The organism is Pseudomonas sp. CGJS7, from assembly GCF_036961695.1.
This window is the reverse complement of the sequence record NZ_JBAMDI010000059.1, coordinates 1-22,605: the sequence shown is the minus strand read 5'-3', so window position 1 is coordinate 22,605 and position 22,605 is coordinate 1. Positions and strand designations below refer to the sequence as shown.

General features: G+C 61.9%; 20 protein-coding genes and 3 pseudogenes. 13 read left to right on the top strand and 10 right to left on the bottom strand.

Going from position 1 to position 22,605, the window contains the following annotated elements; translation table 11 throughout:
• Positions 1 to 27 precede the first annotated feature (27 nt).
• The 6 genes from gcl (at position 28) to V7787_RS29175 (ending at position 7,688) form a co-directional block, all read left to right on the top strand.
• Positions 28 to 1,803, top strand: coding sequence for a glyoxylate carboligase (gene gcl, locus V7787_RS29200; RefSeq protein WP_010955038.1), 1,776 nt, complete (start codon positions 28 to 30; stop codon positions 1,801 to 1,803).
• Between the two features lie 54 nt (positions 1,804 to 1,857).
• Positions 1,858 to 2,640, top strand: coding sequence for a hydroxypyruvate isomerase (gene hyi, locus V7787_RS29195; protein WP_064493250.1), 783 nt, complete (start codon positions 1,858 to 1,860; stop codon positions 2,638 to 2,640).
• A 152-nt stretch (positions 2,641 to 2,792) separates the two neighbouring features.
• A complete protein-coding gene (locus V7787_RS29190; RefSeq protein ID WP_064493251.1) occupies positions 2,793 to 3,686 on the top strand; it encodes a 2-hydroxy-3-oxopropionate reductase in 894 nt (297 codons plus the stop codon).
• A gap of 233 nt (positions 3,687 to 3,919) precedes the next feature.
• The gene (locus tag V7787_RS29185) at positions 3,920 to 5,194 is read left to right on the top strand and encodes a glycerate kinase type-2 family protein (RefSeq protein WP_064493252.1); all 1,275 of its coding nucleotides are present in this window, start codon (positions 3,920 to 3,922) and stop codon (positions 5,192 to 5,194) included.
• Positions 5,191 to 6,606: a pyruvate kinase gene (gene pyk, locus V7787_RS29180; RefSeq protein ID WP_064493253.1), complete on the top strand. Its 1,416-nt coding sequence runs from the start codon at positions 5,191 to 5,193 to the stop codon at positions 6,604 to 6,606. The genes V7787_RS29185 and pyk overlap by 4 nt, the downstream gene beginning before the upstream one ends.
• Positions 6,607 to 6,812: 206 nt before the next feature.
• Positions 6,813 to 7,688, top strand: a complete 876-nt coding sequence (locus tag V7787_RS29175) for an urea transporter (protein ID WP_064493254.1) — start codon at positions 6,813 to 6,815, stop codon at positions 7,686 to 7,688.
• Here V7787_RS29175 and V7787_RS53185 read toward each other — a convergent pair.
• Positions 7,685 to 8,416: an RHS repeat-associated core domain-containing protein gene (locus V7787_RS53185; RefSeq protein ID WP_081273299.1), complete on the bottom strand. Its 732-nt coding sequence runs from the start codon at positions 8,414 to 8,416 to the stop codon at positions 7,685 to 7,687. The two genes, V7787_RS29175 and V7787_RS53185, sit on opposite strands and share 4 nt — an antisense overlap.
• A gap of 140 nt (positions 8,417 to 8,556) precedes the next feature.
• On the opposite strand from V7787_RS53185, the pseudogene V7787_RS29165 reads away from it, so the two are divergent.
• Together V7787_RS29165 and V7787_RS29160 are read left to right on the top strand one after the other, a co-directional pair.
• Positions 8,557 to 8,812, top strand: a pseudogene (locus tag V7787_RS29165) (hypothetical protein); the annotation flags it as partial.
• 217 nt (positions 8,813 to 9,029) lie between these two features.
• Positions 9,030 to 9,185 (top strand): annotated as a pseudogene (locus V7787_RS29160) (urea transporter); the annotation flags it as partial.
• 564 nt (positions 9,186 to 9,749) lie between these two features.
• On the opposite strand, the pseudogene V7787_RS29155 reads toward V7787_RS29160, so the two are convergent.
• Positions 9,750 to 10,043 (bottom strand): annotated as a pseudogene (locus V7787_RS29155) (RHS repeat-associated core domain-containing protein); the annotation flags it as partial.
• Between the two features lie 154 nt (positions 10,044 to 10,197).
• On the opposite strand from V7787_RS29155, the gene V7787_RS29150 reads away from it, so the two are divergent.
• The gene (locus tag V7787_RS29150) at positions 10,198 to 11,019 is read left to right on the top strand and encodes an ion transporter (protein ID WP_064493256.1); all 822 of its coding nucleotides are present in this window, start codon (positions 10,198 to 10,200) and stop codon (positions 11,017 to 11,019) included.
• A 211-nt stretch (positions 11,020 to 11,230) separates the two neighbouring features.
• A complete protein-coding gene (locus V7787_RS29145; RefSeq protein ID WP_064493257.1) occupies positions 11,231 to 12,229 on the top strand; it encodes a sulfate ABC transporter substrate-binding protein in 999 nt (332 codons plus the stop codon).
• A gap of 13 nt (positions 12,230 to 12,242) precedes the next feature.
• Here V7787_RS29145 and V7787_RS29140 read toward each other — a convergent pair whose 3' ends face one another.
• Positions 12,243 to 13,169: a class I SAM-dependent methyltransferase gene (locus V7787_RS29140; protein ID WP_371928137.1), complete on the bottom strand. Its 927-nt coding sequence runs from the start codon at positions 13,167 to 13,169 to the stop codon at positions 12,243 to 12,245.
• Positions 13,170 to 13,200: 31 nt separating this feature from the next.
• Positions 13,201 to 14,124, bottom strand: a complete 924-nt coding sequence (locus V7787_RS29135; RefSeq protein ID WP_010955046.1) for a DMT family transporter — start codon at positions 14,122 to 14,124, stop codon at positions 13,201 to 13,203.
• 133 nt (positions 14,125 to 14,257) lie between these two features.
• Here V7787_RS29135 and V7787_RS29130 point away from each other — a divergent pair, with 133 nt between their 5' ends.
• The 3 genes from V7787_RS29130 to V7787_RS29120 all read left to right on the top strand — a co-directional run bounded on the left by V7787_RS29130 (position 14,258) and on the right by V7787_RS29120 (position 17,469).
• Positions 14,258 to 14,695 carry an Lrp/AsnC family transcriptional regulator gene (locus V7787_RS29130; protein WP_064493259.1) on the top strand — a complete coding sequence of 146 codons (438 nt, stop codon included), beginning with the start codon at positions 14,258 to 14,260 and terminating at the stop codon, positions 14,693 to 14,695.
• A gap of 496 nt (positions 14,696 to 15,191) precedes the next feature.
• Positions 15,192 to 16,724 carry an NCS1 family nucleobase:cation symporter-1 gene (locus tag V7787_RS29125; RefSeq protein ID WP_020193562.1) on the top strand — a complete coding sequence of 511 codons (1,533 nt, stop codon included), beginning with the start codon at positions 15,192 to 15,194 and terminating at the stop codon, positions 16,722 to 16,724.
• Between the two features lie 16 nt (positions 16,725 to 16,740).
• The gene (locus V7787_RS29120) at positions 16,741 to 17,469 is read left to right on the top strand and encodes an aspartate/glutamate racemase family protein (RefSeq protein ID WP_010955048.1); all 729 of its coding nucleotides are present in this window, start codon (positions 16,741 to 16,743) and stop codon (positions 17,467 to 17,469) included.
• A 118-nt stretch (positions 17,470 to 17,587) separates the two neighbouring features.
• On the opposite strand, the gene V7787_RS29115 is transcribed toward V7787_RS29120, so the two are convergent.
• From V7787_RS29115 to V7787_RS29090, 6 genes are all read right to left on the bottom strand, one after another.
• Positions 17,588 to 18,781, bottom strand: a complete 1,194-nt coding sequence (locus V7787_RS29115) for a D-amino acid dehydrogenase (protein ID WP_064493260.1) — start codon at positions 18,779 to 18,781, stop codon at positions 17,588 to 17,590.
• A 44-nt stretch (positions 18,782 to 18,825) separates the two neighbouring features.
• Positions 18,826 to 19,488: a histidine phosphatase family protein gene (locus V7787_RS29110; protein ID WP_064493261.1), complete on the bottom strand. Its 663-nt coding sequence runs from the start codon at positions 19,486 to 19,488 to the stop codon at positions 18,826 to 18,828.
• 234 nt (positions 19,489 to 19,722) lie between these two features.
• Positions 19,723 to 20,061, bottom strand: a complete 339-nt coding sequence (locus V7787_RS29105) for an FKBP-type peptidyl-prolyl cis-trans isomerase (protein WP_064493262.1) — start codon at positions 20,059 to 20,061, stop codon at positions 19,723 to 19,725.
• 127 nt (positions 20,062 to 20,188) lie between these two features.
• Positions 20,189 to 20,596, bottom strand: a complete 408-nt coding sequence (locus V7787_RS29100) for a GFA family protein (RefSeq protein WP_004577113.1) — start codon at positions 20,594 to 20,596, stop codon at positions 20,189 to 20,191.
• A 67-nt stretch (positions 20,597 to 20,663) separates the two neighbouring features.
• Positions 20,664 to 21,452 (bottom strand): PhzF family phenazine biosynthesis protein, encoded by a 789-nt coding sequence (locus V7787_RS29095; protein ID WP_010955053.1) that lies wholly within the window; start codon positions 21,450 to 21,452, stop codon positions 20,664 to 20,666.
• A gap of 52 nt (positions 21,453 to 21,504) precedes the next feature.
• Positions 21,505 to 22,443, bottom strand: a complete 939-nt coding sequence (locus tag V7787_RS29090) for a 2-hydroxyacid dehydrogenase (RefSeq protein WP_064493263.1) — start codon at positions 22,441 to 22,443, stop codon at positions 21,505 to 21,507.
• Positions 22,444 to 22,605: the final 162 nt, after the last annotated feature.

Here is a 22,605-nt window from a genome sequence, read left to right as displayed (position 1 = left end):
AATTACAAAATCGATGAGGCACAAACCATGAGCAAAATGAGAGCAATCGATGCAGCCGTTCTGGTCATGCGCCGTGAAGGTGTAGATACCGCGTTCGGCATCCCGGGGGCTGCCATCAACCCGTTGTATTCGGCCCTGAAGAAAGTCGGTGGCATCGATCACGTCCTCGCTCGTCACGTCGAAGGTGCCTCGCACATGGCCGAGGGCTACACCCGCGCCAACCCGGGCAACATCGGTGTGTGCATCGGCACTTCCGGCCCTGCCGGCACCGACATGGTCACCGGCCTGTACAGTGCCTCGGCCGACTCCATCCCGATTCTGTGCATCACTGGCCAGGCGCCACGTGCCCGCCTGCACAAGGAAGACTTCCAGGCTGTCGATATCACTAACATCGTCAAGCCAGTAACCAAGTGGGCGACCACCGTTCTGGAGCCAGGCCAGGTGCCTTACGCCTTCCAGAAGGCCTTCTATGAAATGCGTACCGGCCGCCCAGGCCCGGTGCTGATCGACCTGCCGTTCGACGTGCAGATGGCCGAAATCGAATTCGACATCGACGCCTACGAACCGCTGCCCGTGCACAAACCGTCCGCCACACGCGTACAGGCCGAAAAAGCCCTGGCCCTGCTCAATGACGCCGAGCGCCCACTGCTGGTAGCCGGTGGCGGCATCATCAACGCCGACGCCAGCGACAAGCTGGTCGAATTCGCCGAACTGACCGGCGTACCCGTGATCCCGACCCTGATGGGCTGGGGCACCATCCCGGACGACCACGCACAGATGGTCGGCATGGTCGGCCTGCAGACCTCGCACCGCTATGGCAACGCAACCCTGCTGAAATCCGACCTGGTATTCGGTATCGGTAACCGCTGGGCCAACCGCCACACCGGTTCCGTCGATGTCTACACCGAAGGCCGCAAGTTCGTGCACGTCGACATCGAACCGACCCAGATCGGCCGCGTGTTCACCCCGGACCTGGGCATCGTTTCCGATGCTGGCAAGGCACTGGACGTGTTCCTGGAAGTGGCCCGCGAGTGGAAAGCCGCCGGCAAGCTCAAGTGCCGCAAGGCCTGGCTGGAAGAGTGCCAGGAGCGCAAGTCGAGCCTGCAGCGCAAGACCCACTTCGACAACGTGCCGGTCAAGCCGCAGCGCGTCTACGAAGAAATGAACCAGGTGTTCGGCAAAGACACCTGCTACGTCAGCACCATCGGCCTGTCGCAGATTGCCGGCGCGCAGTTCCTGCATGTGTACAAGCCTCGCCACTGGATCAACTGCGGCCAGGCCGGCCCGCTGGGCTGGACCATCCCTGCTGCGCTGGGCGTGGTCAAAGCCGATCCGAAGCGCAAGGTTGTGGCGCTGTCGGGTGACTACGACTTCCAGTTCATGATCGAAGAACTGGCGGTAGGCGCCCAGTTCAACCTGCCGTACGTCCACGTGCTGGTGAACAACGCCTACCTGGGCCTGATCCGCCAGGCGCAGCGTGGCTTCGACATGGATTACTGTGTACAACTGGCGTTCGAGAACATCAACTCGACCGACGCTGCCACCTACGGTGTCGACCACGTCGCCGTGGTCGAAGGCCTGGGTTGCAAGGCCATCCGTGTGTTCGAGCCAGCAGAAATCGCCCCTGCCCTGATCAAGGCACAGAAGATGGCCGAAGAGTTCCGCGTGCCGGTGGTGGTTGAAGTGATTCTCGAGCGTGTGACCAACATTTCCATGGGCACCGAGATCAACGCGGTCAACGAATTCGAAGACCTGGCTCTGGTCGGCAACGACGCGCCAACCGCCATCTCGCTGCTGGACTGATCGCCTGACGCCCCCAGGCACGCCCTGGGGGCCTTCATCGCAAGGAGACAACTCATGCCTCGCTTCGCTGCCAACCTGTCCATGCTGTTCACCGAACAGGACTTCCTGGCCCGCTTCAAGGCTGCCGCCGATGCTGGTTTCAGCGGCGTCGAATACCTGTTCCCGTACGACTTCAGCGCTGCCGACATCAAGCAGCAGCTGGAGGCCAACGGCCTGACCCAGGTGCTGTTCAACCTGCCGGCCGGCGACTGGGCCAAAGGTGAGCGCGGTATCACCTGCCACCCCGACCGCATCGAAGAGTTCCGTGCCGGTGTCGACAAGGCCATCGAGTACGCCAAGGTGCTGGGCAATACCCAGGTCAACGCCCTGGCCGGCATCCGCCCACAAGGCCCGGACTGCGCCACCGTGCGCAAGACCTTCGTCGAGAACCTGCGCTACGCCGCTGACAAGCTGAAAGCCGCCGGAATCCGTCTGGTCATGGAAATGATCAACACCCGCGACATCCCCGGCTTCTACCTGAACACCACCCAGCAGGCGCTGGAAATCCAGGCCGAAGTGGGCAGCGACAACCTGTTCCTGCAGTACGACATCTACCACATGCAGATCATGGAAGGTGACCTGGCTCGCACCATGGAAGCCAACCTGAAGCTGATCAACCACATCCAGCTGGCCGACAACCCAGGCCGCAATGAACCAGGCACCGGCGAGATCAACTACCGCTTCCTGTTCGAACACCTGGACCGCATCGGCTACCAGGGCTGGGTGGGCGCGGAGTACAAGCCGCTGACCACCACCGAAGCGGGCCTGGGCTGGCTGAAAACCCATAACGCAATCTGAGGAACAACTCGGGACCCTGTGGGAGCGGGCTCGCCCGCGAACACCGGCAAAGCCGGTGCCATCCACCGAGTTGTCTGCTTCGCGGGCGAGCCCGCTCCCACAGGGGGCCAAAGCTTGCTTGAGATATCACAATTACAAAGAGGTAATTTCTCATGGCTAAAATCGGTTTCATCGGCACCGGCATCATGGGCAAGCCCATGGCTCAGAACCTGCAAAAGGCAGGTCACAGCCTGTTCATTTCCACCCACCACGACGCCGCGCCAGCCGACCTGATCGCTGCCGGTGCCGTGGCCCTGGCCAACCCGAAAGAGGTTGCCCAGGAAGCCGAATTCATCATCGTCATGGTCCCCGACACCCCGCAGGTCGAAAGCGTCCTGTTCGGTGAAAACGGCGTGGCCGAAGGCGTTGGTCCGAACAAGGTGGTGATCGACATGAGCTCGATCTCGCCAACCGCCACCAAAGCCTTCGCCGAGAAGATCAAGGCTACCGGTGCCGCCTACCTGGACGCCCCGGTGTCCGGTGGTGAAGTCGGCGCCAAGGCGGCGACCCTGAGCATCATGGTCGGTGGCTGCCCGAACGCCTTCGAGCGCACCCTGCCGCTGTTCGAAGCCATGGGCAAGAACATCACCCGCGTCGGTGGCAACGGTGACGGCCAGACCGCCAAGGTCGCCAACCAGATCATTGTCGCCCTGAACATCCAGGCCGTGGCCGAAGCCCTGCTGTTCGCCGCCAAGAACGGCGCCGACCCTGCCAAGGTGCGCGAAGCACTGATGGGCGGCTTTGCTTCGTCGAAAATCCTCGAAGTGCACGCCGAGCGCATGATCAAGGGCACCTTCGACCCAGGCTTCCGCATCAACCTGCACCAGAAGGACCTGAACCTGGCCCTGCAAGGCGCCAAGGAACTGGGCATCAACCTGCCCAACACTTCCAATGCCCAGCAAGTGTTCAACACCTGCCAGGCACTGGGCGGCGGCAACTGGGACCACTCGGCGCTGATCAAAGGCCTGGAGCACATGGCCAACTTCTCGATCCGCGGCGACAAGTAAGACCTTACCGGCCTCTTCGCGGGCACGCCCGCTCCCACAGGGATCGCACCACCCTCGAAACCTGTGCAGTACCTGTGGGAGCGGGCAAGCCCGCGAAGAAGCCAACACCGCTGAACCTGCGACCACAGGCTCAGGGGTGACCCCGAGCAACACCCGCCCCTGGTTCGGCCTGCACGGAGGCAGTTCCAGGGGCGTTTTTGATTCTGCAGAACAACAATAATTGGGAGCCTGCCATGTCGGTCGATCCGCAAAAACTTCTCCGCGAGCTGTTCGACACAGCCATCGCCGCCGCCCACCCCCGTCAAGTCCTCGAACCCTACCTGCCCGCCGATCGCAGCGGCCGGGTTATCGTCATCGGCGCCGGCAAGGCCGCAGCCGCCATGGCCGAAGTGGTCGAGAAAAGCTGGCAGGGCGAAGTCTCCGGCCTGGTCGTGACCCGTTACGGCCACGGCGCCAACTGCCAGAAGATCGAGGTGGTCGAAGCCGCCCACCCGGTCCCGGACGCTGCCGGCCTGGCGGTGGCCAAGCGCGTGCTGGAACTGGTCAGCAACCTCAACGAAGAAGACCGCGTCATCTTCCTGCTGTCTGGCGGTGGCTCGGCGCTGCTGGCCCTGCCTGCCGAAGGCCTGACCCTGGCCGACAAGCAGCAGATCAACAAGGCACTGCTGAAATCCGGCGCCACCATCGGCGAGATGAACTGCGTGCGCAAGCACCTCTCGGCGATCAAGGGCGGGCGCCTGGCCAAGGCCTGCTGGCCGGCCACGGTCTACACCTATGCCATTTCCGATGTACCGGGCGACCTCGCCACGGTAATCGCCTCCGGCCCCACCGTGGCCGACCCGAGCACCTCGGCCGACGCCCTGGCCATCCTCAAACGCTACAACATCGAAGCGCCCAAAGCGGTCATCGACTGGCTGAACAACCCGGCCTCGGAAACCGTCAAGGCTGATGACCCGGCCCTGGCCCGCAGCCACTTCCAGTTGATCGCCAAACCCCAGCAGTCGCTGGAGGCCGCCGCGGTCAAAGCCCGTCAGGCCGGTTTCAGCCCGCTGATCCTCGGCGACCTGGAAGGCGAATCGCGCGAAGTGGCCAAGGTGCATGCCGGTATCGCCCGGCAAATCGTTCAGCACGGCCAGCCGCTCAAAGCGCCCTGCGTGATCCTGTCGGGTGGCGAAACCACCGTGACCGTGCGCGGCAACGGCCGCGGCGGGCGCAACGCCGAATTCCTGCTCAGCCTCACCGAAAGCCTCAAAGGCCTGCCGGGCGTGTACGCCCTGGCCGGTGACACCGACGGCATTGATGGCTCGGAAGAAAACGCCGGCGCCTTGATGACCCCAACCAGCTACGACCGCGCCGAAGCATTGGGCCTGTCGGCCAGCAACGAGCTGGACAACAACAACGGCTACGGCTACTTCGCCGCGCTGGATGCGCTGATCGTCACCGAACCGACCCGCACCAACGTCAACGACTTCCGCGCCATCCTGATCCTCGAGACTGCCCAATCATGACGCCTGATAAAAAAGTTAAGATCCTCGCCACCCTTGGCCCTGCGATCAACGGCATCGACGATATCCGCCAGCTGGTCGAAGCCGGGGTGAACATCTTTCGCCTCAACTTCAGCCATGGCGAGCATGCCGACCACGCCCTGCGCTACCAGTGGATCCGCGAAGTCGAGCAACAGCTGAACTACCCGCTGGGCATCCTCATGGACCTGCAAGGGCCGAAGCTGCGCGTTGGCCGCTTCGCCGAAGGCAAAGTGCAGTTGCAACGCGGGCAGGCCCTGCGCCTGGACCTGGACAAAAACCCGGGCGACAGCCGCCGGGTCAACCTGCCGCACCCCGAAATCATCGCCGCCCTCGAGCCCGGCATGGACCTGCTGCTGGACGACGGCAAACTGCGCCTGCGCGTGACCGCCAAGCACAGCGACGCCATCGACACCGAGGTGCTGAACGGTGGCGAGCTTTCCGACCGCAAGGGCGTCAACGTACCGCAAGCGGTGCTCGACCTCTCCCCGCTCACCGAAAAAGACCGCCGCGACCTGGCCTTTGGCCTGGAGCTGGGTGTGGACTGGGTCGCCCTGTCGTTCGTTCAGCGCCCTGAAGACATCGTCGAAGCGCGCCAGCTGATCGGTGACCGCGCCTACCTGATGGCCAAGATCGAGAAACCATCGGCCGTCGAGCAACTGCAAGCCATCGCCGAGCTGGCAGACGCGATCATGGTGGCCCGTGGTGACCTGGGCGTGGAAGTACCGGCCGAGAGCGTGCCGCAGATCCAGAAGCGCATCATCGGCACCTGCCGCCAGCTGGGCAAACCCGTGGTGGTGGCCACGCAGATGCTCGAGTCGATGCGTTTCTCGCCAGCGCCAACCCGTGCCGAAGTCACCGACGTGGCCAACGCGGTAGCCGAAGGTGCCGATGCAGTGATGCTGTCGGCCGAAACCGCCTCGGGTGATTACCCGCTGGAAGCCGTGCAGATGATGAGCAAGATCATCCGCCAGGTGGAGAACGGCCCGGACTACCAGGCCCAGCTCGACGTCGGCCGGCCAAAGGCCGAAGCGACCGTGTCGGATGCCATCAGCTGCGCCATCCGCCGCATCAGCGGCATCCTGCCGGTGGCGGTGCTGGTCAACTACAGCGAGTCGGGTGCCTCGACCCTGCGCGCGGCACGCGAGCGGCCACGGGCACCGATCCTCAACCTGACGCCGAACCTGAACACCGCGCGCCGCCTGAGCGTGGCCTGGGGCGTGCATTCAGTGGTCAACGACCGCCTGCGTCAGGTCGACGAGGTGGTTTCCACCGCCCTGGAGATTGCCCAGGCGCAAGGCATGGCCAGCCGTGGCGACACGCTGCTGATCACCGCTGGCGTGCCTTTCGGCAAGCCGGGTACGACTAACACACTGCGGATCGAGACTTTGATCTGAGATTGCCGGGGGCGCGTTGCGCCCCTTTCGCGACACAAGGCCGCTCCCACAGGGCCGCGCTGGCACAAGGGAATGGGATCCCTGTGGCAGCGGCCTTGTTTCGCGATTGGAGGGCAAAGCCCTCCCCGAATACCGCTCTACCTGACCGCGGAAAACCGAGGCCCAAAGAGGCCCACCGCTCCCCCATCAACCTCACTGACTGCCCCATGTACACCAAAAATTTCGTCAACCCGTGCCCCGACTGGGCCACGGCGTTACTCAACGGCTTCAGCCAGGTGCTGCTGCTGCGCAACCCCCTGTGCGGCCTGTGCTGCCTGCTGGCCATCCTGCTGACAGCACCCAACCTGGTCGGCGGCGCGCTGCTTGGCGCCCTGGCCGGCCTGCTCACCGCCCAGGCACGCGGCTATGACCGTGCCGACCGCCAGGCCGGGCTTTACTGCTACAACGGCGTACTGATCGGCATCCTGATCAGCGCCGTGCTGCCCTGGTCGGCCATATTGCCCCCCCTGATCATCGCCGCCGGCGGCCTGTCCAGCATCATCACCCACCAGTGGCGCAAGCGCGGCGGCAAGTTGCTGGTCGCCTACACCGCCCCCTTCGTCATGCTCGGCTGGGCCACACTGCTAATCGCCAGCCCCTCGCCCAGCGGCTTCGTCGAAGCTGACCCGCTGTATGCGTTGGCCCGCGGCATAGGCCAGATCTTCCTGCTCGACCAGCCCTTGGCCGGGTTGCTGATCATCGTCGGCATGTTCATCGCCAACCCCTATGCGGCGATGTGGGCGGTGATCGGTTCGGCTATTGGTGGCGGGGTGGCGCTGCTCGCCGATCAACCGCAAGCTGCCTGGTTGGGGCTATACGGTTTCAACGCAGCCCTGGCGGCACTGGCCTTCAGCAGGCGAGGTGAAAAACCCTGGGTGACCCTGCTGGCGATTGCCTTGGCCTTGCTGCTGCAACCGCTGTTCAAGCTGATGCCTGTGCCCGGCCTGACCGCGCCCTTTGTCGCCGCCTGCTGGCTGATGCATGTAGCTGATCACCTAGGTCATAGGACACAGAAAGACAGCTCACATCGATTACCGAACTAACGGGGGGGTGCAGATATCCACTCCGCCTCTGGCAGCCTAATGGGAGCTGGATCGGGTGCCGAGGAAATACCCTTTGGCGGGCGCGGGGGCGGAGACGGAGGTAGAGGACGAAGAGGCTTCGGAAGAGAGCGTAGCGCTAGCTGCTCATCTAGCCTGCTCTGCAGCACTTGATTCTGTTCTTGAAGGAGAACGTTGTCTGCTTGAGAGCGCTCCAACTGTTTCCGAGTAGCGCCCAAACCATCAACCTTGACCACCGTAAACCGACCATCCTTACCTCTGGAAATTTCGTATCCAGCACTACCAATACCCAAGCTGTAAGCTTCAGAGCTGTTCGCGAAATGATTCTTCACTCCCCGTTTGAAAATTTTCGGTATGCCAAAGCGCTTAAACTCAGCAGTTAGCCCAGTTTTCACACGTTTCATCTGACCTGACGGGTCAGAGCTGTTTATCGGATCACCCTCACAATAACAGTAAGCATTCAGCCCACCATTCCCAAAAGGGCTTAAACCATCCGGGCTGTAAAAACGCATAAAAATGGGGCTATAGAATCGGTGACCATTGCCCAGCGCATAGGCTTGCAAGATGCCATCGTGCCGTTCGCCATTGAAACCCAATGAAGGAATCGGCCAATTCAGTGAATACCCATAAGCTGCGTATGACCGTATCCACTTCGTCTGAGCACGCTCAACAGCAATTTGCTCGGGTAACTGTCCACTCTGCAGTTTCATGCTCGCCTCCCCCCTGACCCTACGGGATTCTGCCCCAGCCAATCCGATCCGGAGAACTAGCAATTTTAACAGTTCATTCGTTGCAGCCTTGGGCAAAGACCCTCTAGGCTTTCCGCTTTGCCTTCGGAACCCGCTACATCATGGTCTTCCAGACCGACACCCTAGCCGGTCGCCGCTTCGACAAGATCCTGCTGTTGATCATCCTGGCCAGCCTGGTCACGGTGATCCTCGACAGCATCGACGAAGTGCACCAGAGCTAAGCCGGCTTACTGGCCGCCATCTGTACTCAAGCTCAGCCCGTACCTCAAGCAGGCCCATTACCTGATGGAGGCGCTGCGCGGCAGCAAGCAGAAGAACATCGTGTTCCTGGTGAGGCGGCGTTCTGTTCTCGCTGTGGGAATGGGTTGTTTCCCAAAGCGTGATAGCGCCTGCGCCGCCTATTCGCGGGCCGCTCCGACAGGGCCGCGCTGGCACAAGGAAATGCGATCCCTGTGGGAGCGGCCTTGTGTCGCGATTGGAGGGCAAAGCCCTCCCCGAATACCGCTCTACCCGACCGCGGAAAACCGAGGCCCAAAGAGGCCCACCGCCCCCCATCAACCTCACTGACTGCCCCATGTACACCAAACATTTCGTCAACCCGTGCCCCGATCGAGCCACGGCGTTACTCAACGGCTTCAGCCAGGTGCTGCTGCACACCCCCCTGGCCATCCTGCTGACCGCGCCCAACCTGATCGGCGGCGCCCTGTTTGTTGCCCTAGCCGGTCTGCTGGCGAACGCCCTGGCCTTGCTGCCGCAACCGCTGTCCGGCCTTCTACCTATGGCAGCGCTGATCGCACCATTTGTAGTTGCCTGCTGGTTAATGCATGTAGGTGACAGTGCGTTTACTCAGCTAAGCCTCAGAAGAATCAATCGTCGCGTCGATAGGCAAGTTAGCTCTTAAATTCGCCCCTGCAGCCGGTAGTTGAGGGTGTTGTGGAGTAATCGGTGGCATTGCGCTGGTTTTTTCTTTAGGAACAAGATCCATTGTTGATGAAAAACCCCTGCCAACCGGCATCATAGGAACATGATCGAGACTCACTTCAATGCCATTTTTTTGGTATTTAGCAGGATTCGACAGCAAATCGAAACTGGTTCTAGACGCATAAGAGAAGCTCCCGTCCACTACATTCACCTCAATATAAGATGAACCTACCTTTACCGTAAATCTAAACGTTCCTTTCTGCTCGGCAATCGCCTGCATCGGCTCGCGTAAGAACTTCTTGGCTCTCGTCCGCTGCGCCAAGTTCACATTCTTCTGCTTCATGAACTTACCGAAACCGGTTTTTACTCCTGCGTTGCCTGAGGGGTCGGTATGGTTCACAGGATCTCCACCGCAATACATGTATGCATTCACGCCACCTCTGCCAAAGGGGCTCAAACTGTCTGGACTGGAAAAACGCATAAGTGCAGGATTGAACAGCCGCTTCCCACTGCCCAGCAGATACCCCTGCGTTCCTCTCTCCAACCACTGCCCATTGAACGCCAAGCGCGTTGCGCTCTCGATGCACTGTAAAAAACCAAATGGTGTGTAAGCTAACAAAGTGTGCCCCAAACGCTGCCGGCTTACTGCTTTTGACTGGTCGTTCATTTCCCGCCTCGCTGTCAATGAAATACCCAGTCTTATACTGAGGCCTCGACGAGAACCTTAGTACTGGCATTTTTAGCAGGTGACATGATTCACCTTTCCGTAGCAGGCCCTGTGCATCTAGTCTTGCATCTCAAGCTTTCGGAACCTGCACTTCATGACCGCACCTCTGCCTTTACGCGAACGCCTCTACATCATGGTCTTCCAGACCGACACCGTAGCCGGTCGCCGCTTCGACAAGATCCTCCTGCTGATCATCCTGGCCAGCCTGGTCACCGTCATTCTCGACAGCATCGACGAGGTGCACCAAGGCTACGCCGGCCTGCTGGCCGGCATCGAGTGGGGCTTTACCGCGATCTTCCTGGCCGAATACATCACCCGCCTGTACTGCTCGCCCAAGCCGTTGCGCTATGCCTTCAGTTTCTACGGCCTGGTCGATTTACTGGCGATCGTGCCGGGGATCCTCGCGCTGTACTACAGCGACGCCCAGTACCTGCTCATCATCCGGGTCATCCGGATGCTGCGGATCTTCCGTGTACTCAAGCTCAGCCCGTACCTAAAGCAGGCCCATTACCTGATGGAGGCGCTGCGCGGCAGCAAGCAGAAGATCATCGTGTTCCTGGTGACGGTATCGACGCTGGTGACCGTGTTCGGCACGCTGATGTACGTGATCGAAGGGCCTGAGCATGGCTTTACCAGCATCCCCAAAGGCATCTACTGGGCCATCGTTACCCTGACCACAGTGGGCTTTGGCGACATCGTGCCGAAGACCCCGCTGGGGCAGGTGCTGTCGTCGCTGGTGATGATTACCGGTTACTCGATCATTGCCGTGCCGACCGGCATCTTTACCGCCGAGCTGGCCAATGCCATGCGTGGGGAGCAGCTGCAGCATGATTGCCCGACCTGCCACAAGAAGACCCACGAGCAGGGGGCGGCGTTCTGTTCTCGCTGTGGGAATGGGTTGTTTCCCAAAGCGTGATATCGCCTGCGCCGGCCTCTTCGCGGGTAAACCCGCTCCTACCAACAGGCCGGGACCGTGCGCGGTCCCCCGTAGGAGCGGGTTTACCCGCGAAGAGGCCGGCACAGGCAGAAGCATAACCAAAGCATTTTTTGTTCTTTAACCCGTGTAAACCCACCCGTTATAGTCGCTGGCAATCTGCCCCAACACCCTTCAAGAACAAGGAAGCAACGTGAAAAAACTCTTCACCACCTCGCTGCTCGCCGCAGGCCTGGCCTTGGGCAACCTCGCCCAGGCCGCCCCCACCCTGCTCAACGTTTCCTACGACGTGATGCGCGACTTCTACAAGGACTACAACCCGGCCTTCCAGAAGCACTGGGAAGCCGAGCACAACGAGAAGGTCAACGTGCAGATGTCCTTCGGCGGCTCGAGCAAGCAGGCCCGTGCAGTGATCGATGGCCTGCCGGCCGATGTCATCACCATGAACATGGCCACCGACATCAACGCCCTGGCAGACAACGGCAAGCTGGTGCCCGACAACTGGGTCACCCGCCTGCCGAACAACAGCGCGCCGTTCACCTCGGCCACTGTGTTCATCGTGCGCAAGGGCAACCCGAAAGCCCTCAAAGACTGGCCCGACCTGCTCAAGGACGGTGTCCAGGTGATTGTGCCCAACCCGAAAACCTCGGGTAATGGCCGCTATACCTACCTGTCGGCCTGGGGCTACGTACTCAAGCAAGGCGGCGATGAAAGCAAAGCCCGCGACTTCGTCGGCAAGCTGTTCAAGCAGGCACCCGTGCTGGACACCGGTGGCCGCGCCGCCACTACCACGTTCATGACCAACCAGATCGGTGACGTGCTGGTCACCTTCGAGAACGAAGCCGAGATGATCGCCCGCGAGTTCGGCCGCGACCAGTTCGAAGTGGTCTACCCAAGCGTATCGGCCGAAGCCGAGCCACCGGTGACGGTGGTCGACAAGGTAGTGGCCCGGAAAGGCACCCAGGCCGTGGCCGAGGAATACCTGAAGTACCTGTGGTCACCAGCAGCCCAAGAGATCGCCGCCAACAACTACCTGCGCCCGCGTGATGCGACGGTACTGGCCAAGTACACCGACCGCTTCCCGAAAGTGGACTTCCTGTCGGTGGAGAAAACCTTCGGTGACTGGCGTACCGTGCAGAAGACCCACTTCAATGATGGTGGGGTGTTTGACCAGATCTATACCGGTCAGTAACGCACAAGCAACATCAAACCCGGCGGAACACCAAGGCCTTCAGCCCCCCCGCCGGGTCAACGTCCGGAAACTCCGGCGGGTTTTCCAGGCGCTCGACATAAGCCAACGAAGGCGCCTGCTCTGCCATGCCTTCAATCAGAAACTCAGGCCCGATCCCCGGGTCGTTGACACACGCCAGCACCGTCCCGCCTTCGCTCAACAACTCCGGCAAACGCCGCAGGATCTTTGCGTAATCCTGGGTCAGCACAAAGCTGCCACGCTGGAAGGTCGGCGGGTCGATGATGATCAGGTCATAAGGCCCGTACTTACGCACCTTGCCCCACGACTTGAACAGTTCATGCCCCAGATACGCCACCCGTGATGCATCGTGGCCATTGAGGCGATGGTTGTCCCGGCCCCGCGACAGGGCCGACTTGGCCATGTCCAGGTTCACCACCTGCTCAGCGCCACCGGCAATCGCTGCCACGGAAAAGCCGCAGGTATAGGCGAACAGGTTCAGCACGCGCTTGCCCGCCGCCTGCTCGCGCACCCAGCGGCGGCCATAGCGCATGTCGAGGAACAGGCCATTGTTTTGCCGCACGCCCAGGTCCAGCAGGTAGGTCAGGCCGTCCTCGATCACTTCGCGTTGCTGGCACGGCTCGCCCAGCAGCCACTGGCCCGGGCTGTCGGGCAGGTAGCGGTGCTGGATGATGACTGCCTGACCCGTCCACTGCGGGCGCTCGGCCAAGCTGCGCAGCATGGCTTCCAGTTCGGCGAGCTGGCCCTCGGGCGGCTCACGGAACAAGGCGACCGACAGCACGCCCTGCAGCCAGTCGACGGTGACCTGCTCCAGGCCCTGCCAGCAGCGGCCGCGCCCGTGAAACAGGCGGCGGGTTTCCCGTGGTGCAGGGTCAAGGGCGGCAAGCAGGTGTTGCTCAAGGGTGTCGATGGGCGAGGTCATGGCGGATCGCAGGCTGGCAAAAAGCGGCATTCTACCTTGCGGGCCTCTTCGCGGGTAAACCCGCGCCTACAGGATGGCGCGCCGAGCGGAACCACCACCCCTGCTGCATGCCCGCTGCCGCCAGCAGGATCAACCCCACGCCCAGCCACTGCAGCGGCGCCAGGCGGTGCCCGAACGCCACCCAGTCCACCAGAATTGCCGCAATCGGGTAAATGAACGACAGCGCACCGGTCAAGGCCGTGGGCAAACGCTGGATGGCGCTGTACAACAGCACATACATCAGGCCGGTGTGCACCATCCCCAGTGTCAACAAGCTGGCCAACGCCGGCACTTCGACCGGCAACCCGCCAAGCGTGACCCATGGCGCCAGCAGCAACACACCCGTGGTTACCTGAATCAACGCAATCAGGTGCGGGGGCGTGCCACTCAGGCGCTTGATGATCAAGGCCGCGATTGCATACAGAAACGCCGCCCCCAGCGCCAGGGCAATCCCCAGCAGATAGTCCTCGCCATTACTTTGCCCAGCGCCGTGGGCACTGACGATGGCCAGCATGCCGAGGAACGCCACACTCAACCAGGTCACCTTGGCCAACGTGATCTTTTCGCCCAGAAACAGCGCCGCCAGCCCCACCAGCATGAACGGCTGCACGTTGTACACCGCCGTGCCAATGGCAATCGACGCCCGTGCGTACGAAGCGAACAACAGCAGCCAGTTGCCGACAATGGCCACCCCGCTGGCAATCGCCAGCAAAAATGCCGTGCGGCTGATCACGCCTGGGCGCAGAAAGCCAAACGCGGCGCAAATCGCCAGCAAGGTCACGGCACCGAACACGCAGCGCCAGAACACCACATCCAGCACCGGCTGGCCGGACACCAGCACGAACCAGCCAATGGTCCCGGAAATCAGCATGGCGGCCACCATTTCCAGCGAGCCGCGGCGCAATGAACTGTCCATCTCAAACCTCCCTTTGATAATGGCCACAGTATGCAAAGGCTGAAGGCGGGCCATCCAGCGGATAACCAAGGCGTTTTTGCCAACCTGCCTTTACTATCAAGGCAGATAACACGAATTACCTGATGAGGTGAGCATGACCGATGCCATTGACCAATTATTGATCAACGCACTGATGGAGGACTCGCGCCGCTCGCTCAAGGCTCTGGCGCAGGTCAGCGGGCTGTCCGCACCCAGCGTCAGCGAGCGCCTGCGGCGGCTGGAAGAGCGTGGCGTGCTGCGCGGCTATACCGTGGAGGTCGACCCACGCGCCTTTGGCTACCAGTTGCAGGCGATCGTGCGTATCCGTCCGTTGCCGGGGAAGCTGCAAGAAGTGGAGCGCCAGATCATTGCCATCCCTGAGTTCACCGAATGCGACAAGGTCATTGGCGAGGACTGCTTCATAGCCCGACTACATGTGCGCTCGATGGAGCAGTTGGACACGCTGCTCGACCTCATGAATGTGCTGGCTGAGACCAATACCGCGATCATCAAGAAGACCCCGGTCAAGCGGCGGTTGCCGCCAATGGATTGATCGGCCCCTGTACTGGCCTCCTCGCAGTCGTGCTCGCGAAGAGGCCAGCACAGGAAAAGCTGACTATTTTTTGTACACAAAAACGTAACCATAGGTGCCATTTTTGTGTGCACTTTCTTCAGTAGCGCCCCAATTCGTTACACACTTTCCTCCCTTTATTTTGACCAAATGATCAACTAATCAATCTTTCAAAAATTTAAACTTGTTCATACGGTCAACTTATATTCTCTGTATTTCATTAACTTACCTTTTAACAAGATAAGTTCGAAATCATCGCCTGTTGAAACCTGCTCTTCCCTTGGCATGGAACTCGCTTTTGTGTGTTCGTGTTTTGTATACAACTTAAACAAAACATAGATACACAAGAATCCGCGACGCCGACCCAATGTCAGCCGCCGCGCCCACAACCCTGTGATGCCAACGCTGCACCGACGAGATGGCGAGCCCGTGCGCATGCCCGCTCATCGCAGTCCAAGTGCATCAGGAGCCCGCCGGAATGAGTAGCAGCCTCGACCTTGCCCCTGAACTATCCGTCGCCAGCACACACCCCGCGTCCACGCTTGCCGGCCACCAGCCGGACCTTGTTCTCAGCCCGCGCCTGCATAACCGCGACCTGGCGCCAACGCGTATGGAAGGCCGTCGCTGGGGCGGCTACAGCATCTTCGCGCTGTGGACAAACGATGTGCACAATATCGCCAACTATTCGTTCGCCATGGGCTTGTTCGCCCTCGGCCTGGGCGGCTGGCAAATTCTGCTGTCGCTGGCCATCGGCGCGGCACTGGTGTACTTCTTCATGAACCTGTCGGGTTACATGGGGCAGAAAACCGGGGTACCGTTCCCAGTCATCAGCCGCATTGCCTTCGGCATCCATGGCGCGCAGATCCCGGCTTTGATCCGTGCCGTCATCGCCATCGCCTGGTTCGGCATCCAGACCTACCTGGCATCGGTGGTGCTGCGGGTGCTGCTCACCGCCGTGTGGCCGCAACTGGCAGCCTACGATCACGACAGCATCCTCGGCCTGTCCAGCCTGGGCTGGGTGTGTTTCGTGTCGATCTGGCTGGTGCAGCTGGTGATCCTGGCCTACGGCATGGAGATGGTGCGCCGTTACGAGGCCTTTGCCGGGCCTGTGATCCTGCTGACCGTCGCCGCACTGGCGGTGTTCATGTACTTCAAGGCCGACGCGCGCATTGCCTGGTCGGTGGCTACCCCGCTGACCGGCTACGAGATGTGGCGCAACATCTTTGCCGGCGGCGCACTGTGGCTGGCGATCTACGGCACCCTGGTGCTGAACTTCTGTGACTTCGCCCGCTCCTCGCCTTGCCGCAAGACCATCCGCGTCGGCAACTTCTGGGGCCTGCCGGTAAACATCCTGGTATTCGCCGTGATCACCGTGGTGCTGTGCGGCGCGCAATTCCAGATCAACGGCCAGATCATCGACAGCCCGACGCAGATCGTTGCCGCCATACCCAGCACGCCATTCCTGGTGCTCGGCTGCCTGGCCTTCCTGATCGTCACCGTGGCGGTGAACATCATGGCCAACTTCGTCGCCCCGGCCTTCGTACTCAGCAACCTGGCGCCGCGCCACCTGAACTTCCGCCGTGCCGGGCTGATCAGCGCCACCCTGGCGGTGCTGATCCTGCCCTGGAACCTGTACAACAGCCCGCTGGTGATCGTGTACTTCCTGTCGGGCCTGGGCGCCCTGCTCGGCCCGCTGTACGGCGTGATCATGTCCGACTACTGGTTGCTGCGCAAAGGCTGCATCAACGTGCCGGAGCTGTATACCGAGCACCCGGCCGGCGCCTATCACTACAGCAAGGGCATCAACCTGCGCGCCGTGGCCGCCTTCGTGCCGGCCGCACTGCTGGCCATCGTGCTGGCCCTGGTGCCCAACTTCCAGGGTATCGCGCCGTTCTCCTGGCTGATCGGTGCCGGCATCGCCGCCGCCCTGTACCTGCTGATCGCGCCACGTAACCGCCATTACCACGACGTCAGCGGCGAGTGCATCGCCGTCGACCACAGCAGCCATTAGTCAGGGAGGACTGCCCATGCGTATTCTGATCGCCAACGTCAACACTACCGAAGCCATCACCCACGCCATTGCCGAACAGGCCCGTGCGGTGGCCGCACCCGGTACCGAAATCGTCGGCCTGACACCCTGGTTTGGCGCCGAATCGGTGGAGGGCAATTTCGAGAGCTACCTCGCGGCCATCGCGGTGATGGACCGGGTACTGGCCTTTGAAGGGCCTTACGATGCCGTGATCCAGGCCGGTTATGGCGAGCATGGCCGCGAAGGCCTGCAGGAACTGCTCAACGTGCCTGTGGTGGACATTACCGACGCCGCCGCCAGCACGGCAATGTACCTGGGCCACGCCTATTCCGTAGTAACCACGCTCGACCGCACCGTGCCACTGATCGAGGACCGCCTGAAGCTCTCGGGCCTGTATGACCGCTGCGCCTCGGTGCGAGCCAGCGGGCTGGCGGTGCTGGAACTGGAAGCCGACCCGCTGCGGGCCGTAGAGGCGATTGTCGAGCAGGCCGAACGCGCCGTGCGCGACGACAAGGCCGAGGTGATCTGCCTGGGTTGTGGCGGCATGGCCGGGCTGGACGAGCAGATTCGCCAACGCACCGGCGTGCCGGTGGTGGATGGTGTGAGTGCAGCGGTGACCATTGCCGAATCGCTGGTGCGCATGGGTTTGAGCACGTCCAAAGTGCGCACCTATGCGACGCCACGGGCGAAGAAAGTGGTGGGATGGCCGATGCGCTTCGGCCGCTAGACATCCTTCGCCTGTACCGGCCACTTCGCGGCTGAAGCCGCTCCTACCGGACCAGCACAAGCCTGAATACCGTGGGGTCCTCGTAGGAGCGGCTTTAGCCGCGAAGAGGCCGGCCCGCTTAACGCATCATCCTGGCCAGACGCTGCGCACTGCCACAGGCCAAGGTGAATCCCAACGCCCCATGCCCCAGGTTCAGCCACAGGTTGCGGTACACCGTCCCACCTATGATCGGCACCCCGGTCGGTGTCGCTGGTCGCATCCCCGCCCATTCCACCGCCTGGCCATAATCCGCCGCCCTTGGCAGCGTCTCCAGCGCCAGCCGCCGCATGCTCTGCAAACGGCGCATGTCCACCGACTCGTCGAAGCCGACAATGTCCACCATCGCCGCTACCCGCAGCTGCTGCCCCAGGCGTGCATAGACGATCTTGCGCTCATAGTCGGTAAGGCTCACCTCCGGGGGCAGGTGCCCGGCGCTGATCGGTGCGGTCAGGCTGTAGCCCTTCAACGGGTATACCGGTATCTGCACCCCCGGTAATGCCAAGCCTGGGCCGCGATGCCCGGCACACAGCACCAACTGCTCCACGTCCAGCTGCTGATCGCCCAGTTGCAGTGCCACGACCTGGCCCTGGCGCTGAACCAATTGCGTCACCGGCCGGCCAAGCAGGAAACGGCACTGGCCCGACGCGCGCAACAGCGCCTCCAGCCGCAAGCAAAACACGTGGCAATCGCCAACCTCTTCGCCCGCCGTGAACACGCCACCCACAAACGGTGCGCCATCCAGGGCAGGCTCCAGCCCGCGCAGCTCGGCAGCCGCCAACACCTGCTGACTGGCTGGGTCCGTCAACTGTTCCCGGCCTTGGGCAAAGGCCCGCTCACTGCGAAAAGCCACCAGCTTGCCATTGCGCCGCCAGGCGAAATCCCCCAGGTTATGGTCTTCGCGCCATTGCGCCAGAACGGCCTGGCTGCACATCGCCAGCTCAAGCAATTGCCCGGCATTACGGCGATTGACGCTACGCCGGCAAGCCAGGGTGAATGCCAGCAGCCAGCGCCACTGGGCCGGGTCCATGCGCAAGCGCAGGCGCAATGGCGACTCGCCCTGCAACAGCCAGCCCAGCGCCTGCCACGGCACCCCGGCATCAGCCAGCGGCGCTACATAGCGATAGGACAATTGCCCGCCATTGGCGAAGCTGGTGGCCGACGCCAGGCTGTCGCGGGCCTCGATCAGGTCAACCGACCACCCTTCCCGCACCAGCGCGTAAGCCGTCGCCAGGCCCACCACTCCACCACCGATCACTGTTACCCGCTGCTTCATCGCTCATCCCTGTTCCGGCTTCCTTGCCAAACAGTACCAGCGGATCAGGTCGGGCAGCTATGCGCACCGTCATTCAGGCCCTGGCGCACATTGCGGCTCAGCAGGCTGGCCTTGCCATCGCGCCAGGTCAGGGTCAATACGTAGAGGGTGTCGAAGTCTTCGCCGCTCCAGTCCTCGGTGATCACCCGCTCCTCCCCCAGGGCCTTGCCGGCCACGGTGTTGATCAGTTCCGGCAGGTAGCCGTGGGACCAGGCCGTGTAGATGGTCGCATTGCGGTATTTGTCGCTCAGCAACTCATCGGCCAGTTCGGCGGTGTCGTTGGCGCCGTAGTCGATATTCACCGGCAAGCCGAGGCGGATGGCACTGGGGGTGATGGTCATCAATGGGCGGATATAGCTGTAGCTTTCGTCCCGGCTGCCTTCCTCGACATGCCGCGTGGGGTTGGCGGCAAACACATAGTCGGCCTTGCCGAAGCGCTCGGGCAGTACAGTGGCCAGGTCCAGCGCACGGTTGAGGCCTTGGCAGTTCAACTGCCCGAGCCCCTCGCCCGGCTTCTCGCCATGACGCAGAAACACCAGGGTCTGGGTGCCATCCACCGGTTGTGCCCGGCTTTCGACAGCCTCCAGCGCCAACGGCGCGGCGATGGCAGTGAGCACCAGGCTCAGCAGCAAGTGACGGCGACGGCGAAAGAATGTTGGCAACTTCATCAAGGCAGGCTCGTGTGGCAGAGAATATCGGGTTTACCCGCCACATCGCCCGGCCAGTTGCAGGGCGCCCGTGCAGTGAATGCCATCCTTGGCAACGCGTGAGGGTCAGAGTGCCCCGAACCCGTTTGGTTCCTCCCTGGAGGTGATTGCCGTTCCCTAGGCAAGGCCTAGGTTAGGGGCTGGGTGTTGCGCAATTGTGTAAGGTGCAAGAACCTCGGGTTGCAACGTGACCACTCAATCATCCCGCGTGAGCACTTCCAGCAGTTCGATCTCGAAGGTCAGGTCCGAATTCGGCGGGATCTTCCCTACGCTGCGTTCGCCATACCCCAGGTGTGCCGGTACCTGCAGCTTGCGCTTGCCGCCAACGCGCATGCCCATCAGGCCTTGGTCCCAGCCTTTGATTACCCTGCCGGTACCGATCACGCACTGGAACGGCTTACCGCGCGACCAGGACGAGTCGAACTCGCTGCCATCGGCCAGCCAGCCGGTGTACTGGGTGGTGATCAGGGCACCTTTGACGGCGGCTTTGCCGTCTCCCTCGACCAGGTCGATGATCTGCAGTTCTTGGCTCACGGGTACACTCCAAACGCTGAAAAACAAAACCGCCCTTTTCTCAGGAATGCACCGGTTTGGCAAGTTCACGCAGAATTGTACGGAGGCATTCGCCGACGGAATGCCTCCGTACAGATATGACGTTGAATCAGCTGTTCTGCTCGAACACCTCTTGGCCGGACAGCTCCTTGGTCTGATTGGCGAAGCAGTACCACGCGGGTTTCTCTTCGACGAAGATCTGCAGGTCGAAATCCCAGGCTTGGTCGCCATCGAGTAGGCCGACCGGCACGGCATGGAAGTCGTTGGCCTTGAGCCGGTAGTACAGGTGCGTACCACAGCGGCCACAGAAAGCACGCTGGGCCCAGTCGGACGAATCATAGACGCTCGGCGCACGCCCCTCGATCAGCGGAGGCTTGCTGCAGTGCACCACCAGCAGCGGGCCGCCGGTCCACTTGCGGCACATGCTGCAATGACAAGCGCTGATATGGGTATTGTCGACGGTGACCGTCAGCCGCGTGTCGCCGCACAGGCAGGTGCCGTGTTTTTCCAGGGCCATGGGTGGCTCCTTGAACGGAAAGATGGGCCTGCAATTATAGAAGCCCGCCAGGGCATCGCACGCCGTACTAGATGTACACATTGCCCCGCAGGTACAACGCCGCCCGCCCACTGATAATCACGCGGCCATTGCCCGGCACTTCGCACTGCAACTGCCCTTTGCGTGCCCCGCCCTGCTCGCAGCTCAGCACGTTCTTGCCCAGCCTTTGGGCCCACAACGGCGCCAGCGAGGTGTGTGCCGAACCGGTTACCGGGTCTTCATTCACACCAACCCGCGGGCCGAACCAGCGGGTGACGAAGTCAAAGCCACGCCCTGCCGCGGTCACGGCAATGCCACGGACGTCGAAGGCCGACAGCGCAACAAAGTCTGGTTTCAACGTTTCGAGCAGCATGGCGTCATCGATCACCACGACATAATCGTCGCTAAGGTACACCGCCTTCGCCTGGCTCAAGCCCAGCGCCTGCAAAAGGCCCGCTGGCATGTCGACCGCTACGGGTTGTTTGGCGGGGAAGTCCATGGCCAGCAGGCCATCAGCGCCACGGCTGACGCGCAACTCGCCACTGCGGGTATTGAAGCGAAGCACTTGCGCCTGCTCACCCAGTTGCTCGAACAGCACGTAAGCCGAGGCCAAGGTAGCATGGCCGCACAGGTCGACTTCCACGGTGGGGGTGAACCAACGCAGGTCGAACGTTTCGCCTTTGCGCACGAAGTAGGCTGTTTCTGACAGGTTGTTTTCTTCAGCGATGCGCTGCAGCACATCGTCCGGCAGCCAGCTGTCCAGCGGGATCACTGCGGCCGGGTTGCCACCGAACGGTTCAGTGGAAAAGGCATCGACCTGGAAGATTTCGAGTTGCATGCACACACTCCTTGTTGCCCGGGCGCTGCCAGGCAGATATCTGGAAAAAGGGTTAAGGGCGTACCGGGGTCAAAACTGGCTCACCGGCAAAGAACGCCTGCAGGTTGCGCAGCACCAAGTCCACCGTGTCGCGCGCGGCTTCTGGCGACTGGCCAGCCACGTGGGGTGTGAGCACGGTGTTGGGCAAGGCCTTGAGTGCATCGGGCACTGTCGGCTCGTCATCGAATACATCCAGCGCGGCGCCAGCCAGCTGGCCACGCTGCAATGCAGCAATCAGGGCCTGGGTGTCGACCACGCTGGCACGGGCGATGTTCACCAGATAGCCGACAGCCCCCAGGGCCTGAAGGACGTGGGCATCGACCAGATGCCGGGTGTTGGCGCCACCGGGGGTGGCCACCACCAGGATGTCGACGGCTTCAGCCAAGTGTCGGGGGCTGTCGTACCAGGCATAGGGCACATCCTGGCGTGCTGTGCGGCTGTGGTAGCTGACGTGCATGTCGAAGCCCAAGTGGGCCCGCTTGGCGATTGCCAGCCCTACTGCGCCGAGGCCGAGAATGCCCAGGCGTTTGCCGCTCACCGAGGGGCTGATCACCCGGTTCCATTCACCGCGCCGCGTGCTGGCATCGGCACGGGGGATGTCGCGCAGCAGCGCCAGCAGCAGGGCCAGGGTGTGGTCGGCGACGGCTGCGGCATTGGCCCCGGCGCCATTGGTGACGGTTATGCCGCGTGCGGCGGCGGCGGCCAGGTCGACCTGCTCGTAGCCGGCGCCGATCACGCAGATGATCTGCAATCTGGGTAATGCGTCAATTTCGGTGGCGGATAGCCCCAGCGGCCCACGGGTGAGTACCGCATCGATTTCTTCGGCGTGGCGATGAATGGCATCGGCGCGCAGTTGCGGCGAAGGGGCACGGATCAGGTGGTAACCGGCCTGCTCCAGCATGGGCAGGTAATCGTCGACGGTTTCCACCAGTACCAGGACTGTCTTGCTCATGCCACCTCCGGGTGAATTCGAGGCGTCATTATGCGGAGTCACCGGCCGGTACAGTCAACGGAAATAACAAGGCAAAACTGTACTGTGCTGTTGCTGTTGCTGTTGCTGTTGCTGTTGCTGTTGCTGTTGCTGTTGCTGTTGATCTTGATCTTGATCTTGATC

Coding starts and splice junctions, on each gene's coding strand:
- V7787_RS29090 (WP_064493263.1), bottom strand. CDS start 22,443: ATGAGCAAGACAGTCCTGGTACTGGTGGAAACCGTCGACGATTACCTG.
- V7787_RS29120 (WP_010955048.1), top strand. CDS start 16,741: ATGCGTATTCTGATCGCCAACGTCAACACTACCGAAGCCATCACCCAC.
- V7787_RS29115 (WP_064493260.1), bottom strand. CDS start 18,781: ATGAAGCAGCGGGTAACAGTGATCGGTGGTGGAGTGGTGGGCCTGGCG.
- V7787_RS29190 (WP_064493251.1), top strand. CDS start 2,793: ATGGCTAAAATCGGTTTCATCGGCACCGGCATCATGGGCAAGCCCATG.
- V7787_RS29140 (WP_371928137.1), bottom strand. CDS start 13,169: ATGACCTCGCCCATCGACACCCTTGAGCAACACCTGCTTGCCGCCCTT.
- V7787_RS29135 (WP_010955046.1), bottom strand. CDS start 14,124: ATGGACAGTTCATTGCGCCGCGGCTCGCTGGAAATGGTGGCCGCCATG.
- gcl (WP_010955038.1), top strand. CDS start 28: ATGAGCAAAATGAGAGCAATCGATGCAGCCGTTCTGGTCATGCGCCGT.
- V7787_RS29110 (WP_064493261.1), bottom strand. CDS start 19,488: ATGAAGTTGCCAACATTCTTTCGCCGTCGCCGTCACTTGCTGCTGAGC.
- hyi (WP_064493250.1), top strand. CDS start 1,858: ATGCCTCGCTTCGCTGCCAACCTGTCCATGCTGTTCACCGAACAGGAC.
- V7787_RS53185 (WP_081273299.1), bottom strand. CDS start 8,416: ATGAAACTGCAGAGTGGACAGTTACCCGAGCAAATTGCTGTTGAGCGT.
- V7787_RS29185 (WP_064493252.1), top strand. CDS start 3,920: ATGTCGGTCGATCCGCAAAAACTTCTCCGCGAGCTGTTCGACACAGCC.
- V7787_RS29130 (WP_064493259.1), top strand. CDS start 14,258: ATGACCGATGCCATTGACCAATTATTGATCAACGCACTGATGGAGGAC.
- V7787_RS29100 (WP_004577113.1), bottom strand. CDS start 20,596: ATGGCCCTGGAAAAACACGGCACCTGCCTGTGCGGCGACACGCGGCTG.
- pyk (WP_064493253.1), top strand. CDS start 5,191: ATGACGCCTGATAAAAAAGTTAAGATCCTCGCCACCCTTGGCCCTGCG.
- V7787_RS29095 (WP_010955053.1), bottom strand. CDS start 21,452: ATGCAACTCGAAATCTTCCAGGTCGATGCCTTTTCCACTGAACCGTTC.
- V7787_RS29150 (WP_064493256.1), top strand. CDS start 10,198: ATGACCGCACCTCTGCCTTTACGCGAACGCCTCTACATCATGGTCTTC.
- V7787_RS29175 (WP_064493254.1), top strand. CDS start 6,813: ATGTACACCAAAAATTTCGTCAACCCGTGCCCCGACTGGGCCACGGCG.
- V7787_RS29125 (WP_020193562.1), top strand. CDS start 15,192: ATGAGTAGCAGCCTCGACCTTGCCCCTGAACTATCCGTCGCCAGCACA.